This window comes from Paracoccus sp. JM45 (assembly GCF_003590715.1).
Lineage (GTDB): Bacteria > Pseudomonadota > Alphaproteobacteria > Rhodobacterales > Rhodobacteraceae > Paracoccus.
Map to the genome: position 1 here is coordinate 116,460 of NZ_QQVY01000002.1, position 15,647 is coordinate 132,106.

The 15,647-nt window shown below is 62.4% G+C and carries 16 protein-coding genes and 1 pseudogene; 6 read left to right on the forward strand and 11 right to left on the reverse strand.

The window, feature by feature from the left end; translation table 11 throughout:
* Both DWB67_RS04295 and cobA read right to left on the reverse strand, forming a co-directional pair.
* A pseudogene (locus DWB67_RS04295) lies at positions 1-1,661 on the reverse strand (hypothetical protein); the annotation flags it as partial.
* 135 nt (positions 1,662-1,796) lie between these two features.
* Positions 1,797-2,642, reverse strand: coding sequence for a uroporphyrinogen-III C-methyltransferase (gene cobA, locus DWB67_RS04300; RefSeq protein WP_119806289.1), 846 nt, complete (start codon positions 2,640-2,642; stop codon positions 1,797-1,799).
* A gap of 53 nt (positions 2,643-2,695) precedes the next feature.
* Between cobA and DWB67_RS04305 the strand changes: the two genes are divergently transcribed.
* From DWB67_RS04305 to DWB67_RS04315, 3 genes are read left to right on the forward strand one after another with little or no spacing between them, the layout of a single operon-like run.
* Positions 2,696-4,072, forward strand: a complete 1,377-nt coding sequence (locus DWB67_RS04305; protein ID WP_119806290.1) for a deoxyribodipyrimidine photo-lyase — start codon at positions 2,696-2,698, stop codon at positions 4,070-4,072.
* 11 nt (positions 4,073-4,083) lie between these two features.
* Entirely contained in the window at positions 4,084-4,482 is a 399-nt protein-coding gene (locus DWB67_RS04310; protein WP_119806291.1) for a DUF2177 family protein, read from the forward strand.
* Positions 4,482-5,147: an SDR family NAD(P)-dependent oxidoreductase gene (locus tag DWB67_RS04315; RefSeq protein WP_119806292.1), complete on the forward strand. Its 666-nt coding sequence runs from the start codon at positions 4,482-4,484 to the stop codon at positions 5,145-5,147. Before DWB67_RS04310 ends, DWB67_RS04315 begins: the two co-directional genes overlap by 1 nt.
* 3 nt (positions 5,148-5,150) lie before the next feature.
* On the opposite strand, the gene DWB67_RS04320 is transcribed toward DWB67_RS04315, so the two are convergent.
* The 7 genes from DWB67_RS04320 to DWB67_RS04350 are packed head-to-tail and all read right to left on the reverse strand — an operon-like array spanning position 5,151 to position 11,714.
* On the reverse strand, positions 5,151-5,696 hold the full coding sequence (locus DWB67_RS04320) for a redoxin domain-containing protein (RefSeq protein WP_255418550.1): 546 nt from the start codon (positions 5,694-5,696) through the stop codon (positions 5,151-5,153).
* Positions 5,697-5,709: 13 nt separating this feature from the next.
* Positions 5,710-6,420 carry a tryptophan-rich sensory protein gene (locus DWB67_RS04325; protein WP_119806294.1) on the reverse strand — a complete coding sequence of 237 codons (711 nt, stop codon included), beginning with the start codon at positions 6,418-6,420 and terminating at the stop codon, positions 5,710-5,712.
* Between the two features lie 3 nt (positions 6,421-6,423).
* Positions 6,424-7,167 (reverse strand): SDR family oxidoreductase, encoded by a 744-nt coding sequence (locus tag DWB67_RS04330; protein ID WP_119806295.1) that lies wholly within the window; start codon positions 7,165-7,167, stop codon positions 6,424-6,426.
* Positions 7,164-8,423, reverse strand: a complete 1,260-nt coding sequence (locus DWB67_RS04335; protein WP_119806296.1) for an MFS transporter — start codon at positions 8,421-8,423, stop codon at positions 7,164-7,166. The genes DWB67_RS04330 and DWB67_RS04335 overlap by 4 nt, the downstream gene beginning before the upstream one ends.
* A complete protein-coding gene (locus DWB67_RS04340) occupies positions 8,416-9,576 on the reverse strand; it encodes a cyclopropane-fatty-acyl-phospholipid synthase family protein (RefSeq protein ID WP_119806297.1) in 1,161 nt (386 codons plus the stop codon). Before DWB67_RS04340 ends, DWB67_RS04335 begins: the two co-directional genes overlap by 8 nt.
* Before the next feature lie 21 nt (positions 9,577-9,597).
* On the reverse strand, positions 9,598-10,395 hold the full coding sequence (locus DWB67_RS04345) for a DUF1365 domain-containing protein (protein WP_119806298.1): 798 nt from the start codon (positions 10,393-10,395) through the stop codon (positions 9,598-9,600).
* A complete protein-coding gene (locus DWB67_RS04350; RefSeq protein ID WP_255418551.1) occupies positions 10,392-11,714 on the reverse strand; it encodes an NAD(P)/FAD-dependent oxidoreductase in 1,323 nt (440 codons plus the stop codon). The genes DWB67_RS04345 and DWB67_RS04350 overlap by 4 nt, the downstream gene beginning before the upstream one ends.
* A gap of 207 nt (positions 11,715-11,921) precedes the next feature.
* On the opposite strand from DWB67_RS04350, the gene DWB67_RS04355 reads away from it, so the two are divergent.
* Entirely contained in the window at positions 11,922-12,944 is a 1,023-nt protein-coding gene (locus tag DWB67_RS04355) for a LacI family DNA-binding transcriptional regulator (protein WP_119806299.1), read from the forward strand.
* On the opposite strand, the gene DWB67_RS04360 is transcribed toward DWB67_RS04355, so the two are convergent.
* Entirely contained in the window at positions 12,941-13,804 is an 864-nt protein-coding gene (locus DWB67_RS04360) for a hypothetical protein (RefSeq protein ID WP_119806300.1), read from the reverse strand. The genes DWB67_RS04355 and DWB67_RS04360 overlap by 4 nt on opposite strands.
* A complete protein-coding gene (gene mobA, locus DWB67_RS04365; protein WP_119806301.1) occupies positions 13,791-14,396 on the reverse strand; it encodes a molybdenum cofactor guanylyltransferase MobA in 606 nt (201 codons plus the stop codon). The genes DWB67_RS04360 and mobA overlap by 14 nt, the downstream gene beginning before the upstream one ends.
* Before the next feature lie 169 nt (positions 14,397-14,565).
* Between mobA and DWB67_RS04370 the strand changes: the two genes are divergently transcribed.
* Together DWB67_RS04370 and DWB67_RS04375 are read left to right on the forward strand one after the other, a co-directional pair.
* Positions 14,566-15,255, forward strand: a complete 690-nt coding sequence (locus DWB67_RS04370; protein ID WP_255418552.1) for a MotA/TolQ/ExbB proton channel family protein — start codon at positions 14,566-14,568, stop codon at positions 15,253-15,255.
* Positions 15,252-15,647, forward strand: a complete 396-nt coding sequence (locus DWB67_RS04375) for a biopolymer transporter ExbD (RefSeq protein ID WP_119806302.1) — start codon at positions 15,252-15,254, stop codon at positions 15,645-15,647. The genes DWB67_RS04370 and DWB67_RS04375 overlap by 4 nt, the downstream gene beginning before the upstream one ends.

Consider the following 15,647-nt stretch of genomic DNA (forward strand, 5'->3'; position numbering starts at 1 on the left):
CCCGATGCCGTATCGTTGCCCGCCCCGCCCGTAATGACATCCGATCCGCCAGCCCCCAGCAGGCGATCGGGCCCATCCGTGCCAAACAGCCATTCCGGTTTGTCCGAAGGGGTATCTTCGGGACGGATGGTAACGGGGTCGATGTCAGGCAGGACATAATGGGCCACCGGAAACAGCGCGTTCGAAAAATCGTTGATGGTCAATGACCGCCCGTCACGCGTCTGGATATCCAGAATAGTCTCGTCATAGATGATCATCACGCCGTTCGCCGTGGGAATGAACCGCAACTGCCAGATGCTGCGGATATTGCCCAGCATCGACAGATCCAGCTGGTCGACCCCGTGATCGTAATCAAGGATCGAGATCCGGCCCTTCACGCGTGACGGCACAAAGATATCCGCGCCCGAACCGCCCTGCAGGGTGACAGGGTTCGCACCGGCGACCAGAATGTCATTGCCACTTCCGCCCTCCAGCCGGGTGGTGCGCGCATCGGCCACCAGAAGATCGCCGTTGTTCCCGCCTGTGACACTGCCCGTTCCGGCAATCGCCGTTGTCCCGATTGATCCGGGGTCGAAGACCAGCTGCGTAATGCCGGTTTCAGTCGCGGAACTGATAAACAACATGATCTGCCCGCCCTGCACTGCTGCCTGAATATCGCTGACATCGGCCAAAGTCATGGCATCGGTATCGGCAATCGTTTCCAGATGCAGCAGCCGGCCATCCGGCAGCACTGTAAAGACAGATATGCCGTCATCGGCGCCACCCGCAAAGACAAAGCTGCGCCCGCCCATTTGCACGGTTTCCAGCGCTGTCACTGATTGAAAGCGGGTCGTGGCCTCGTCAAGCACATGGTCGGTGGTGGTCAGCTGGCCCTTGGCGTCGACCTGAAACACCGTCAGGGACCCCGATCCGGATCCTGCGACAATCAGGAAGCTGTTTCCCCCTGCCGTCACAGACCGGATATCGGTCGGAATGTCATAACCCGCCCCGCGCGCAGCCACATGCACAACGCCAGCCCCCAGACTGCCGCTGTCCGACATCAGGTGGGTCGAAATGAAGTTTCCGTTCCCCGACACAGTCACCAGCATCTTCTGGCCATTGACGGTCAGATCAATCACCTTGTCCAGCGTCGCATCGGTGCTGCCTGCAGGAACGGACAGATCGACCTGCCCTTTCAGGGTCAATTTGCCATCCACTGACAGTTGATGCGTCTGCAACCGCATCCCGCCATCCTGCGCGGAATAGACGATCTGCCCCTGAGCGGTGCCGACCTGACCCAATGCAGTCAGTGATGGCCCCAGACTGCTTTTGAACAGCGCCTGAAACTGCCCGAGCGCGCCGTTGTTGGACCGCAGCTCGGTCGCTTGATCGGCAATGCCGCCCATCTGGCTGACATGGACAAGACTGTGCCCGTCGAGGGTAATCACCGACAGCTCTGGTGGGCCCTGATAGGTGGCATTGTCCAGATAGGCGCGGTTGCGCAATGTGGTGATCGGTTTGTCGGCCCCCCCGATCGCATAGCTGCTGACGCCTCCGCCCAGCTGCGTTGCGACCACCAGCATCATCTGACCATCCACCACGACCAGCGCAAGGTCGGTGATGTTGGCAAGCCAGCGCTGTTGCGTGACACCGAAGGTGGTCACGTGGCGATACTCGATCATGATGTTTTTTATGAAAGCCGGGATTGCGGGATGAGTCGGGATACCGTGAAGATGGCCTTAACCTATCCCTTTGGCTAGCACCGCTTTATTTGCATTTTATGCAAGACGCTGATCCGCAGCCCTTGCAAACGGCGTTCAGCCGCGATGGGGTGGCAAAGCCAGCGGGCCGTAAATGATCAGGCCGGGCTGGCTGACCGGTCCCTGCCGCAGCATATCGGCCAGACCGGTGATCGTCGTCTTGACCAGCCGCTGTGTAGGATGGCCGACCGCCTCGGCGAAGATGGCAGGGGTGTCGCCGGACAGGCCGTGTTCGATAAGCCCCTGTGCCAGTTTGGGAAAACTGCGCTGGCCCATAAAGACGACCGTCGTTACGGCGGGATCGGCCCATGCCGCCCAGTTGATGTCACCGGGCAAATGTCCCGTCACATCGGCACCTGTCACGAACTGCACCCGACGTGCCGTCAGGCGGCGCGTCAGGGGCATGCCGATGGCCGCCGCCGCCGCGCTGGCCGATGTCACACCGGGAATAATTTCAAAGGGAATATCTGCCTGCGTCAGGGCAACCAGTTCTTCCTCCAACCGGCCAAAGATGCCCGCATCGCCCGATTTCAGCCGCACAACGCGGCGACCGGCCTGCGCGTGCTGGATGATCAGGTCGTTCACCGCCTCTTGCCGCGCCGAGGGGCGACCGGCGCGTTTGCCCACCGCGATCAGTTCGGCATCGGGGCCCGCATGGTCCAGCACCGGACCTGACGCCAGATCATCGAACAGCACGACATCCGCCTCGGCCAGACGACGGGCGGCTTTCAGGGTCAGTAGTTCGGGATCACCCGGTCCCGCCGAAACAAGAGAGACGAAACCAAGGGATTGTGCATGATCAGGCAATGTCGGGGGGCCTCTGGAACGGATGATCCACCAGCTATACCACCCCTGACAGGTGTGACAATGCCGCGCATCGGCTTTGGACCTTGCCGATCGCATGAAACTTTCGGCGCTTTGGCGCGTGTTGTCACAAGACCAACAAGGAGAAGACGATGACGGTGATCTGCTGGTTCAGGCGGGTTTTGCGATTGGATGACCACCCCGCGCTGGTCGCGGCCGCCGAGGATGGCGATGTGATCCCGCTGGTGATCCTTGATCCGGCCGAGGCGCGCGACCATCCGGCCAGCGCCCAACGTCAGGCCATGTCACTGCCGCATTTGCAGGCCTCGCTGCATCAACGTCACAGCCAGCTGATCGTGCGGCGCGGCGATCCGGCGCAGGTGCTGGAACAGATCACCCGCGAAACCGGCGCAACTGCTGTCCACACCACCATCGGCTTTCCCTTTGCCAGCGACCACGGGTTACAGGCGGCGGTCGAACGCGGCGGTGCGACGCTGCACCTGCATGAACTGGCCGATCTGGTGCCGCGGGCGTCTGTTCTGACGAAAACCGGTGGCGTCTATAAGGTCTTTACCCCCTTCTGGAAGGCTGTCCGCCAGACGGATATCGCGCCCCCTTTGCCGACCCCCGCCCTGTCATCGCCCGATACATGGCCCGACAGCGACGGCCCCGACTGGCCCGAGGCCCGCGCCGCCATGGATCGCGGTTGGGATGTCATGGCCGAACATATCCGCCCGGGCGAGGATGAGGCCCACACCCGTCTGGAAGAATTTCTGGACAGCCAGCTGCCCGATTACAAAGAACACCGTGACCAGCCGTGGCGACCGCGTGCGACATCGAATATCTCGGACGCGCTGGCCGTCGGGGAAATCAGTGCGCGCCGCATCTGGCACCGCTGCCAGCCGGATTTTCAGGATGGCAAACAGGGCATCGACCATTTCCTGTCCGAGTTGTGCTGGCGCGAATTTGCCCGCGAATTATTCCATGAGATGCCCGAAATGGACCGGACCTGCTGGCGGCCCGAATGGAACGATTTTGCATGGAAGCGCGACAATAACGACGCCGAAAACTGGCGTCGCGGGCGCACCGGTGTGCAGATGGTCGATGCAGGAATGCGCGAACTTTATGTCACGGGGCAGATGCACAACCGTGTGCGCATGATCACCGGCAGTTATCTGACCAAACATTACCTGACCGATTGGAAGGTCGGGCTGGATTGGTTCGCCCGCTGCCTGATCGATTGGGACGCGGCATCCAATGCGATGAACTGGCAATGGGTGGCGGGCTGCGGTCCCGATGCCTCGCCTTTCTTCCGTGTGTTCAACCCCGACACGCAGGCGGATAAATTCGACGGCAAATCCGCCTATCGCGACCATTGGCTGTCGCCGGAAGAAACCGGCGCACAGGAATTCGCAAAAGCTGTCCCGAAATCATGGCAAATCGATCTGAAGAAACGTGCCATGCCCGCAATTTCACTGGCCGAGGGTCGCGCCCGCGCCCTGACCGCATACGAGCAATTGAAATCCTGAAGGAATATCCCATGCAGATGGTTATCCTCTATATCTCGACTCTGGTTATCTTTCTGGGCGTGGATGCGGTGGGCATCACCAAGCTGATCCGCCCCGTTTTCGAACGCCATGTCGGCGATCTGCTGGCTGACCCTTTCCGCCTGGGTCCGGCGGCCTTCTTTTATTCGCTGTATATCGTCGGAGTGCTGTATTTCGTATCGCTGCCCGCCTTGCGGGAAAACCAGCCGACACAGGCGCTGATCGGCGGCGTTCTGATCGGTCTGATGTGCTATGGCACCTATGAATTCACCAATTTGGCGACGCTGCGCGACTGGTCGTGGGAACAGGTGATCACCGATACCCTGTGGGGCGGTGCGCTGACGGGGGCCTCGGCTTGGGCGGGCGTCATGATTACCCGTTGGTTCACCTGATGCGGGCGCTGGTTATCGGGGCATCGGGTGGCATCGGTGCTGCCCTGTGCCAAAGGTTGGGCGATGCGGGCGGTGATGTGACCGGCCTGTCGCGCAGTGGCGACGGGTTGGACCTGACAGCGTCGGACAGCGTCGCCGATCATGCGGCGCGGTTGGCAGACGACCGCTTCGATCTGATTTTTAACACCACCGGTGCGCTGGTCGTCGATGGCCATCAGCCCGAAAAGTCGATGGACGCCGTGGACGCGCAGGCGATGGCCGCGCAATTCGCGCTGAATGCAACGGGTGTTGCGCTGGCGATCCGGTATTTCGCGCCTTTGCTGGCCTCGGACCGGCGGTCGGTCTTCGCCTCTCTTTCGGCGCGGGTCGGGTCGATCGGCGACAACGGTCTGGGCGGATGGGTGTCCTATCGCGCCGCCAAGGCCGCGCAGAACCAGATTTTGCATACAGCCGCCATCGAATACCGCCGCCGCAACCGCCACGCCATTCTGGTGGCCCTGCATCCGGGCACGGTGGAAACCCCGCTGACCCGCAAATACGCGGCCCGCTATCCGACGATTAGCGCCGATGACAGCGCCGAGGCCTTGCTGGGGGTGATCGAAGGGCTGTCTCCAGACGACAGCGGCAGCTTTTGGGACTGGAAAGGCCAACGCGTCCCTTGGTAGGCCTCAGACGTCCAGATAGGGCGTGAACAGCGCATTGATCTGCGGGCCGTCCGGCTTGGTATAGGACCCCCAGCTGCCAAGAACAGCACCATTAGGCCCGATCAGCACCTTGTTGAAGTTCCATTTCGGGACAAAACCGGTCTGCTGCCGGACCCAGGCATAGAACGGATGCACATCGCCTTTGGCCACGGGCAGGATATCGGTCATCGGCAGGGTGATGCCATATTCCATCTGGCAGTAATCGCTGACCTCTTTGGCGCTTTCCAGCTCTTGATGGAAATCATCCGAAGGGACCGCCAGTACGACAAGTCCGCGCGGGCCATAAGCCTCGTGCAGGGCCTGCATTTCGGTCAACTGGCCGGAAAAGCCGCAAAGCGAGGCGGTATTGACGACCAGCACCGGCTTGCCGCGCCATTTTGCAGTCTCGTATTCCCCGCCATCGATTGACGGGAAGCTGAACACAGGCGCATCCGCCGCACGGGACGTTCCCGGCGCAAGGCCCCAAGCCGATATTGCGGTGGCAAGGGACAGGAAAAGGCGGCGTTTCATGATCATGCTCCGCTTATGGAAGGCGTCGGGACATCAGGGCGCGACCTGCCAGCAGGACGGCACCAACACCCGCCAGACCCACGATGGTCCAATTGCCCGAAGATATATTTGCAGCAATCACCCCGATCAAAGCCCAAATGATCGCCAAAGGATAGGCCCATTCCTCAGGCCGCAGTGATTGCACAAACAGCGCCAGGGCGCAGACACCGGTCAGGCACAGGATGGCCGCGACCTGCTGCCCCAGAATGCCGTGCCCCGCCAGCCAGATGCCGATAGATACCCCTGACGCCGCTGTCAGCCAGCCTGCATAAAGCGCAACGGGTCGCCCTTCGAACCACGGGTCCTGACGCCCCGCCCACAACATGGCAACCAGCGCCGACGCCAGCATCGCCAGAATCATCAGCGTTGCCAGACCGGGCAGATATTGTGCCACAGGGATCCACAGAAAACCGACCGCAAGGCTGACCAGCAAAGGTGACCGCATGGACGCCCAGTCGTCGTCATCCACACGCCGCCACACCCCGAATGCCGCACCGACGATCAGCCACAGGTAGATGATACCCCAGATTGAAAAGGCCCAGCCCGCCGGTTGGACAGGTGGGTCTTGCTGCGGAATTGGAAACTGGTCGGCGCTGTAACCGGCAAAGCCCGGAAAGATCATCGGCGATACCGCAAAGGCGATGGTTGCCGCCAGAACAAGCAGGGCAAGGGTGCGGTTCTGCATGGCTTACTCCTCGGTGCTCAGGCGGCGGGTCAGGCGCATGGACAGCCCATAGGGCAAGGCACGGATAAACTTGAGCGAGCGCGTCAGGCGGTGGGGAAAATGCACTTCAAACCCACCCGAGGCCAGCCCCTTGACGATGGCTTTGGCAGCGGCTTCAGGCTTCATGATGGCCGGCATCTTGAATTCGTTCATCTGGGTCAGGCGGGTTTCCACGAAACCGGGGCAGATCAGACGGATGTCCAGATCCTTGCGTTCGGCCCGCAGCGATTCCGCCAGATTGATCACCCCCGCCTTGGAGGCCGAATAGATCTGCCCTTGCGGTAACCCGACATAGCCCGCAACCGATCCGGTCAGCGCCAATTGGCCCCCCTTGCGCAGGACCTTGGGTCCGATCTGGGCGATGTGAAAGCTGCCGGTCAGATTGACCGTAACGATTTGCGCCGCCTTATCGGGATCCAGATCGGCAATCCGACCCGGATCATACATCGCGGCCAGATGGATGATGCGATCAACCGGCCCGACTGCCAGTATGGCATCGGCGGCTGTCTGGACCGTCGCGCGGTCGGAGACATCCAGCACCTGCACGCTGGCATTGCCCAATTGCGCGGCCAGCTTGTCCAATGCATCTTGACTGCGCGCGGACAGGATAACATGCGCCCCCTGCGCGGAATAGGCTTTGGCCAGCGCCAGCCCGATGCCGTCGCTGGCACCGATGATCCAGATGCGTTCGGGGGTGCTGCTGTTCATATCCGACCCTTCCGGTGAAAATTGATAAGCAGGGCAATCGCCAGCACACGCAGCACCAGCGGCAGACCCGCATAGAGCCAACGTAATGCATCCAGTGCCTGTTCCGGATTCTGTTCGGCGGGCCTGAAACCGGCCTGTGCCAATAACGGCAACGCAATCGCCCCTGCCAGCGCCAGCGCCGCCTTGGTCAGAAAGGCCAGCCCCGCATGGGCACGCGTGGCAATACCCGCACTGCCCGTATCACCGATGCGGGCCGACAGGATTGCAGGGGGCAGGACCAGATCGGCACCAAAGGTCAGGCCGGTCAGCAGACAGATGACGAAAAACAGGCCAACGGTCCCTTGGCCCAACGCCAACGCACTGGCAAAGCCCACCACCGAAAGGGTCAGTGCGCCCGTCCAGACAGTCACCGCGCCGATGCGTCCAGCCAGATGGCTGGCAAGCGCCGCCCCCGGCAGGGCTGCGATGAAATAGGCCAGCAAAAAGATACCCGCCAGTTCCTCGGCCCCTAACAGGTCACGGACCAGCATCAGGATCAACGCAGCAGGAAAGGCCGCTGACAGTAACACCAACCCCGCCACCCCATAAAAGGGACCAAAGCTTCGCAGACTGACCGAAGCGGAATCCGGCATGGCACGCAGATCAAAGCTGGCCCCGCGCAGCCAGCGCAGGAACATGGGCAGACAGATCATCATCCCGACCGCCAGAGCAAAGGCCAGCGCCAACAAGGACGCCTGGCGCCCCACCACAACCGCCAGCCCCGCAGGCAGTGATACCGCCAGAATCAGCCCTGCCAGACCGAAGCCTTCGCGAAACCCGCTGATACGGGCTTTGGCCGCAGGGGCATCGCGCCACACACCGCCATAGGTCATCAGGTTTACGGAAATCAGGCTGTGTCCCAGACTGGCTAGCACCATCATCAGCGCGAACCAGACCAGCAGTGGCAGACCCAAGGGCGCGAACAGCCCCGCGACGCCGGCGACCAGCGCCACCGCGCCTGTCACCATCATCGCGGGCCGCGCATGGGGCCAGCGGTCGCCCGCCCAACCGACCAGCGGGTCTTGCACAGCATCGACGGCCCGCAGGGCGGCCAGCACAACACCAAGTGCCGCCAGCCCGACACCCAGATCGGCGGCGTAAAAATCCGGCGCGTGGATATACAATGGCAACCCGCCAAAGGCCAAGGGTGCTGCCAGCGCGCCATAGGCCAGAACCTCGGCCCGCGGAGGGTCCGCTGGCCGAAGGGGATCACGCATGGGCAAGGCGGTACTGGATCACATCTGTCCGGCCAACCTCGAAAGATGCCGCACAGGCTGCCAAATAGAACCGCCAGACGCGGATAAAAGCATCATCGAACCCAAGGGTGCGGATTTCCGGCAAAGCGGCGTCAAACCGCACCAGCCATTCGCGCAAAGTGCGGGCATAGTCGCGGCCAAAGCCGAAGCTGTCTTCGACCCGCAGACCGGCGCGGGCGGCCTCGGCCTGAAAACGCGTGGGCGAGGGCAGCATGCCGCCGGGGAAGATAAAGCTGCGGATCATGTCCGGCCCGCTGCGATAACGGTCGAAGTAGCGGTCGGCGACAGTGATTGTCTGGATCATCGCCCGGCCCTTGTCGGCCAGCACATTCCCCAGCTTGCCGAAATAGACCGGCCAGAATTTCTCACCCACGGCCTCGAACATCTCGATCGAGACGACATGGTCGTATTTGCCAGCCTCGTCGCGGTAATCCTGCAGGGCGATATCGGCACCCTGCCCCAGACGGTTGCGGGCATATTCTGCCTGTTCGACCGACAGGGTCAGGCCCTTGGGCGCGAAATCACCCCGCGCCATGGCCCGTTCGGCAAAGCCGCCCCAGCCGCATCCGACCTCTAGCAACCTGCCCGAATTGCCTGACAGATTGTCGATGATACGGTCGTATTTGCGGTGCTGGGCCGCCATCAGATCATCACCCGGCGCATAGATGCCCGAGCTGTAGGTCATGCTGTCATCCAGCCACAGACGATAGAATTCATTGCCCAGATCGTAATGCGCCTGAATGTTGCGACGCGATCCGGCCTTGGTATTGCGGTTGAAGAAATACAGCGCCTTGGCCGCCATCGCCTGCAACCGGTTGCCATAGATATAGCGGTCCAGCACATCCTCGTTCAGCAGGGCAACGGTCAGCAGGGCTTCCAGATCGGGGGTGTCGCACCAACCGTCGCGGTAAGCCTCGGTCATGCCGATATCGCCCTTGGCCGCCAATGCGGGCACCATGCGCCAATCGTGGATGATCAACTGCGCATCAGGGCCGGGTTCCTTGCCGCCAAAGGCATGGATCGCCCCGTCAGGCGTGGTGATGGTCAGCGTGCCGCGTTCGATACGCTCGGCGGTTTCCAGAAACTGGCGTGACAGTCGTCCTTGCAGCAGCATCGTAATTCGTCATCCCCTGTCTTATGATCCCTTGCCACGATCCAGCGTGGCCGCGTCTGAGGCCTTGACGGCCTTCTGCACGGGCTTTTTCAAATAACGGACGCCGCGCCCGAAAAGTTGCGCGGCCTGCCAATGGATCAGCGCCATGATCCGCTGTGCCTGAAACGGGTGGCGCAGGGCGGCAGCGCGGACGGCGCGCGGCGTCATCGGTCGCATCGGTCCCACCATCGAGGTCCCCAGCTTGACTGCCCCATCCGCGCCGATCCAGTCGACCCAAGCGCCGAAGCGGTCCGGCCCTGCGTCAAAGCGGAAGACATAGCGCCCCGACCGCGGCAGAAAGGGTGAAACATGGAACAGCTTGTCACCCGTCAGGCGGTCACTGCTGTCGATCACGCCCAGATCGGAGCGGTGGCACAGATACAGATGGCGTTCGCCAAAGGTGTTCGACACCTCGGCCAGCACGGCATGCAGATCGCCCGCATCATCGCGGCACAGCCAGAAGCTGACCGGATTGAAGCCATAACCCGATGTCCGTGGCGTCGTGACCAGCGTGACATTGCAGGCATCAGACAGGCCCGCAGGTTCCAGCAAGCCCATGATGAAGGCTTGCAGTGACGATCCGTCGCGCGCGCCGAAATCACGGCGGCGCAATTGCCACGGGGATGCGCGATCCACCACGATGGGCAGATCGCCCGCATCAAAACCGGTCACCGGCACAGCCAGATAGGTCGCATCATAGCGGAAATCACGCGCCACATCGCCCCGCCGGCCATGCCAGATGCGGGTTTTGATCAATGCGGCGTTCCGCGTTCGGGTCATGCAGCCTGCGCCTCCTTGGCCCATGGGTCCTGGCCAAGCGGCCATTCGATTCCCATAGCCTGCGCCACACGCAGGGCCGACAGCAAGCCGTCTTCGTGAAAGCCATAGCGCGTCCAAGCACCCGCGTAATAGACCCCGCCCCGCCCTTGAATCGACGGCAAGCGCCGCTGTGCTGCCATCGCGGCATCGTCGAATTGCGGATGGGCCAGCATCGCCTGATCGTGGATGTCGCGCGGTTCGAATTCCGGATTCAGCGTCACAATCAACGGCTTGGGCGTGTCCAAATTCTGCAGGCGGTTCATCCAGTATGACAGGCTGATCGGCTGGTCCGGCACGGGGCGGCGTTCCTGCGTGATGTAATTCCACGATGCCCATGCCGCCTTGCGACGCGGCATCAGGCGTTCATCCGAATGCAGCACCATGCGGTTGGGTTGAGTGCGGAAGCTGCCCAGAATGGCGCGTTCCTGTGCATCGGGATGATCCAGCATCGCAAAGCTTTGCGGGGCATGGGTCGCAAAGACGACGCGGTCGAAGTCTTCGGCACCTTTGGGGGTAACGACCGTCACGCCATGTCCTTTGCGGATAACTTTGAAGACAGGTGCCCCCAACCGAACCTGCCCGCGCAGGCTGGCGATGATGGCCTGCACATAGGACCGCGACCCGCCCGTCACCGTCAGCCAGTCGGGTTGGCCGCTGACAGACAGCAGCCCATGATTGTCGAAAAAGCGCACGAAACTGGCAGCGGGGAAATCCAGCATATCGCCCGAAGGCGTCGACCAGATCGCGCCGGAAATCGGCTGCAAGAACATCTCGCGGAAGTCGCGGCCAAGGCGCAGTTTTGCCAGCATCTGCCCCAGCGTCAGGCCACTGTCCTGAAAATCATGTGCCTGACGGAAAAATCGCAGGATATCGCGCAGCATCAGCAAATGGCGCGGGTCCAAGGCGCGGATCTTCTGGGCAAACAATGCCGCAGTGGTCGCGGTGCCATATTCATAGCGCCCCCCGCCAAAACTGGCGGAAAACGTCATATCCGACGGCTCCAGCCCGACGCCCAGATGTTCCAGCATCGGAATGAACAGCGGATAGGTGCGGCGGTTGCAGACGATAAAACCGGTATCGACAGGTGTGCCCAGGGCATCGACCGTACGTGCGTGACCACCGGGGCGGGTTTCCGCCTCGAACACCGTTACATCGTGGTGTTTGTCCAGCAACCAAGCGGTGCCAAGCCCCGATATTCCACCGCCAATCACCGCAATGCGGGCACGCGGGCCGGGCGCTGTCATCTGGGGCACGGGGGGAAATCGGGATAGGTCGGTCACGGGTCTGTCTCCTGCTGTCATTGCCAAGACACGGACGTGGCCGGGGAAAGTTGCACCCCCCGATTTCGACGGGGCACAGGGTGGAATGTCAATCTCGATCACAAGGGATGCTTGAAAGCAGGCGACCGATGTCGTGTTATGCAATGCTCTGCACTAACGTGGCAGGATAAGAATGCGGCATCGCGTCGCGGCAGGATACGCAGGACGATGACGCTGAAAGAATTCGCCAAGCTTGTGGGCATGTCCCAGACCACCGTCAGCCGCGCGCTGAACGGCCACCCCGAGGTGAACGAGAAGACCCGCGCACGCCTGATCGAGGCTGCCCGCCAGCATGGCTATGCCGCCAATGCCCATGCACAGTTTCTGGCAACCGGTCATGCCAGCATCATCGGCTGCGTCATCCCCGTCACCGGCCGGTCCGAGATTGTGAACCCGATCTATGCCGATTTTCTGGCCGGCGCGGGCGAGGAATGTTCCGCCCGCCGTTTCGACATCAACCTCAGCATGGTGGCCGATGACGAACAGGCGCAGGCCTATCGCCGTTTGAAATCCAAAGGGCTGATCGGCGGGGTGATCGTCCAGTTTCCCCGCCATGACGACAGCAGGCCCGCGCTGCTGGACAGTATCGGCCTGCCCTATGTCGTGCATGGTCGCGTGACGGGGCATGACGCCCCCTATTCATGGGTCGATGTGAACAACCAGCGCGCCTTTGAACGCGCCACCGGCTTTTTGCTGCAACTGGGCCATCGTCGCATCGCCCTGTTGAACGGGATCGAGGATTTTGATTTTGCCCATCGCCGTCGCCAAGGGTATCTGACGGCCCTGCGCGATGCGGGCCTGTCCACCGACCCTGCGTTGATGGCGTCCCGCGAAATGACGGCGGCCTATGGCTATGGTCAGGCGCTGCGGTTGCTGGACATGCCCGATCCGCCGACCGCGATCCTGTGTTCGGCCACCACCATCGCCACCGGCATCCGCCAAGCGGTCGAGGAATGCGGCCTGACGCTTGGCGTCGATCTGTCGGTGGTCACTTTCGACGATGACCTGTCCTATTATGCCAACCGCGACACGGTGCCGTTCTTTACGGCCATGCGGTCAGGGGTGAGGATGGCGGGGCGGCTTTGCGCGCAACGGCTGATCGAGCGTATAGGGCCCAGAAACGCCCCCGCCACGCAGGACCTGCTGGAGGCGGAACTGGTTGTCGGACGCTCTACCGCGCCACCACGCTAAGCGCCGGACAGCACCTGCGCTGCGGCCTGCTGCAGGGTGGCTTCATGACCGGTGCCAAGGATCTGGCCCTCGCCTTTAAGGTCAGTGATGCGCGGGTCGGGACGAAACAGCGGCATCAGCGCATCGCTGTCATCCAGCCGCCTCAGGGCGCGGGCCAGCACGGTAACCTGCGCCTGATCCATACAGTCAAAGCCAGCGGCATTGCGCAATTGCGCCCCGATGATCGAAGGATAGACCTCGGCCAGAACGACATCGGCGGGCTGCCAATCCTCGAATGGCCAGACGCTGGCACCGGGGCGGTCGCGCAGGCGGGCTAGCCAAGGGATGCCGGTCAGGCTCTGCGCACCGACACAGCCCGCCCCCGCCAGTTGGAAGGGCGATTTGGGGCGCGCGACGGTGATCGCGGTTTCGGTGATGCGATGCGGTGGCAGATCATGGGCCAGTGGCTTCAGGCGGGGCAGATCGGCAATCTGTTCCTTGCGCCCGTTCCCCCAGAACACCGCGCGGCCCAGCTGCCGGTTCATCTGCGCGGCCACATCGCGGTAATTGCTGGCATTCGTGCGGTCATCCTGATGCAGCGCCGCCAGATGGTCCCATATGGCCAATGCCGAAGGATGCCCCGTGATCCGTTCCGCCATGCCAGCGGGATAGCCAAAAGCAAAATCCACCCCGATCAGCACCCGCTGCCCCGCCTTTTGCGCCGATGACAACCGGCAGCGCAGCAGTTTCCACGCCTGCTGGCGGGTTTCGGGGTTCACGGCATCTGCCCGGTCACTGCCGATCCAGATGGAATTCGCGCCCTTGCACGGTTTGCCCGCCGCCGACCAATCGACAATCAGGATCTGGTCAAAGCGCGGCAAATTGCACCTTGGCCTGTGCCAGATCATCGGGGGTATTGATATTGGCAAAGGGGTCAAAGGGCGCTGCGTCCCAGACCGCCTGCCCTGCCTGATGCCGCGCGGCAAAGCTGCGGACGCGGCCTTCGTTGCGGGCCAGCGTCGCCCGCAGGTCATCACGCAGATTGACCGGCCACAGCCCGAAGGTCGGATGATCACGGGTTTCCCCTGCATCACGCGTCGCGGCCAGTGCCAGACCATGCGGCTCTTTTGCGCGGTCCAGCCCCGCCACCAGATCGCACGGGAAAAACGGCGTATCACCCGCGATGGTCACAACCGAGGATGCACCCAGCCCCGCCGCCCAATCCATTGCCACCAGGACCCCCGCCAAGGGGCCGGGATAATCGGGAAGGCTGTCTGGCAGGACCGGCAGGCCAAATGCGGCAAAGCGGGCCGGATTGCCATTGGCATTCAAAGCCACCGGACCATCATGTCCGTCCAGACGGTCAAGAATGATCGACAGCAGGGGCCGACCGGCAAGGGCCAGCAATGGCTTGTCCTGACCGCCCATACGGGTGGCCCGTCCGCCAGCAAGGATCACAACAGGAATGCTCATCGGCAGAACTTCGCGTGGGATGGCACGCGCAGCAAGGGTAAATCCGTTCCGGCCCCCCTATTCTTGACATCTTTAGTATGGTTACGTTAATCCGACATCAATCCTGACCATTTCAGGCAGAAATTGCAGATTGCGGACGGCAGCGCCGCCAGGCCCAAGGAAACACCCCATGAACGAACTTGGCAAGATAATGGCATCCCTGACGCAAATCCCGCTTTTTGCGATGATCCGCGACGGCGGCTGGACGATGTGGCTGATTGCGGCCCTGTCGGTCATCCTGCTGGCGGTGATCTTGTGGAAGGTCCTGTCACTGTGGCGTCTGGGCGTCTGGGGCGGTAGCCATTCGCGGCGCGCGCTGGAACTCTGGGCAAGGGGCGACCGCCGTGGGGCGATCGAACAGGTGCGCGGGCGTCCCTCGGCGCGGGCACGGGTGGCGCAGGCCGCCATCGGCACCTCGCTCGATCCGGCCTTTGACGACAATGCCGCACGTGAGGAAACCGCACGCGTCGCCCGCCAGACCCTGTACCGGTCGCGCGAAGGTCTGCGCGCATTGGAGCTGATTGCCACCATCGCACCGCTGCTGGGCCTTCTGGGGACGGTGCTTGGGATGATCTCGGCGTTTCAGGTGCTGCAAACCTCGGGGAATCAGGCCGATCCGTCCGATCTGGCAGGCGGCATCTGGGTCGCGCTGCTGACCACGGCTGCCGGTATGGCGGTGGCGATTCCCGCAGGCGTCGCGCTGTCGTGGTTCGAAAGCATCAGCGACCGCCTGCAATCCGATCTTGAGGATCTGGCCACCCGCGTCTTCGTCAAGCGCCAGCCCGCAACCCCCGCCCGTCTGGTCGAGGCTGCGGAATGACCCAAGGCGGTTTCGATCTGGGGCCAAGACGCCACCCGCGGCGCATGTCGCTGACGCCGATGATCGATGTCGTCTTTCTGCTGCTGATTTTCTTCATGCTGGCATCGCGCTTTGGCACGGATGTTGCCCTGCCCATCGCTGGCGGGGCCGAGGGTGCCGCCACCGAATGGCAGGGTGTGCCCCGTCTGGTCGATGTCACCCCCGATGACATCCTGCTGAACGGCACAGCCATCGCGCCCGCCGATCTGGTCGCTGCCGTCACCCAATTGCTGCCCGAACCTTCGGATGCGGTCATTCTGCGCCCGCGCGACGATGCCGACCTGCAACGTCTGGTCACGGTGATGGATGCGCTGCGCGAAGGCGGCATCACCAATATGATTCTGGTGGAGTAG

Excerpts from the sequence above, each read along its gene's own strand:
- cobA (WP_119806289.1), bottom strand. The coding sequence starts at position 2,642 with ATGCGATCGGCAAGGTCCAAAGCCGATGCGCGGCATTGTCACACCTGT.
- DWB67_RS04305 (WP_119806290.1), top strand. The coding sequence starts at position 2,696 with ATGACGGTGATCTGCTGGTTCAGGCGGGTTTTGCGATTGGATGACCAC.
- DWB67_RS04310 (WP_119806291.1), top strand. The coding sequence starts at position 4,084 with ATGCAGATGGTTATCCTCTATATCTCGACTCTGGTTATCTTTCTGGGC.
- DWB67_RS04315 (WP_119806292.1), top strand. The coding sequence starts at position 4,482 with ATGCGGGCGCTGGTTATCGGGGCATCGGGTGGCATCGGTGCTGCCCTG.
- DWB67_RS04320 (WP_255418550.1), bottom strand. The coding sequence starts at position 5,696 with ATGAAACGCCGCCTTTTCCTGTCCCTTGCCACCGCAATATCGGCTTGG.
- DWB67_RS04325 (WP_119806294.1), bottom strand. The coding sequence starts at position 6,420 with ATGCAGAACCGCACCCTTGCCCTGCTTGTTCTGGCGGCAACCATCGCC.
- DWB67_RS04330 (WP_119806295.1), bottom strand. The coding sequence starts at position 7,167 with ATGAACAGCAGCACCCCCGAACGCATCTGGATCATCGGTGCCAGCGAC.
- DWB67_RS04335 (WP_119806296.1), bottom strand. The coding sequence starts at position 8,423 with ATGCGTGATCCCCTTCGGCCAGCGGACCCTCCGCGGGCCGAGGTTCTG.
- DWB67_RS04340 (WP_119806297.1), bottom strand. The coding sequence starts at position 9,576 with ATGCTGCTGCAAGGACGACTGTCACGCCAGTTTCTGGAAACCGCCGAG.
- DWB67_RS04345 (WP_119806298.1), bottom strand. The coding sequence starts at position 10,395 with ATGACCCGAACGCGGAACGCCGCATTGATCAAAACCCGCATCTGGCAT.
- DWB67_RS04355 (WP_119806299.1), top strand. The coding sequence starts at position 11,922 with ATGACGCTGAAAGAATTCGCCAAGCTTGTGGGCATGTCCCAGACCACC.
- mobA (WP_119806301.1), bottom strand. The coding sequence starts at position 14,396 with ATGAGCATTCCTGTTGTGATCCTTGCTGGCGGACGGGCCACCCGTATG.
- DWB67_RS04370 (WP_255418552.1), top strand. The coding sequence starts at position 14,566 with ATGAACGAACTTGGCAAGATAATGGCATCCCTGACGCAAATCCCGCTT.
- DWB67_RS04375 (WP_119806302.1), top strand. The coding sequence starts at position 15,252 with ATGACCCAAGGCGGTTTCGATCTGGGGCCAAGACGCCACCCGCGGCGC.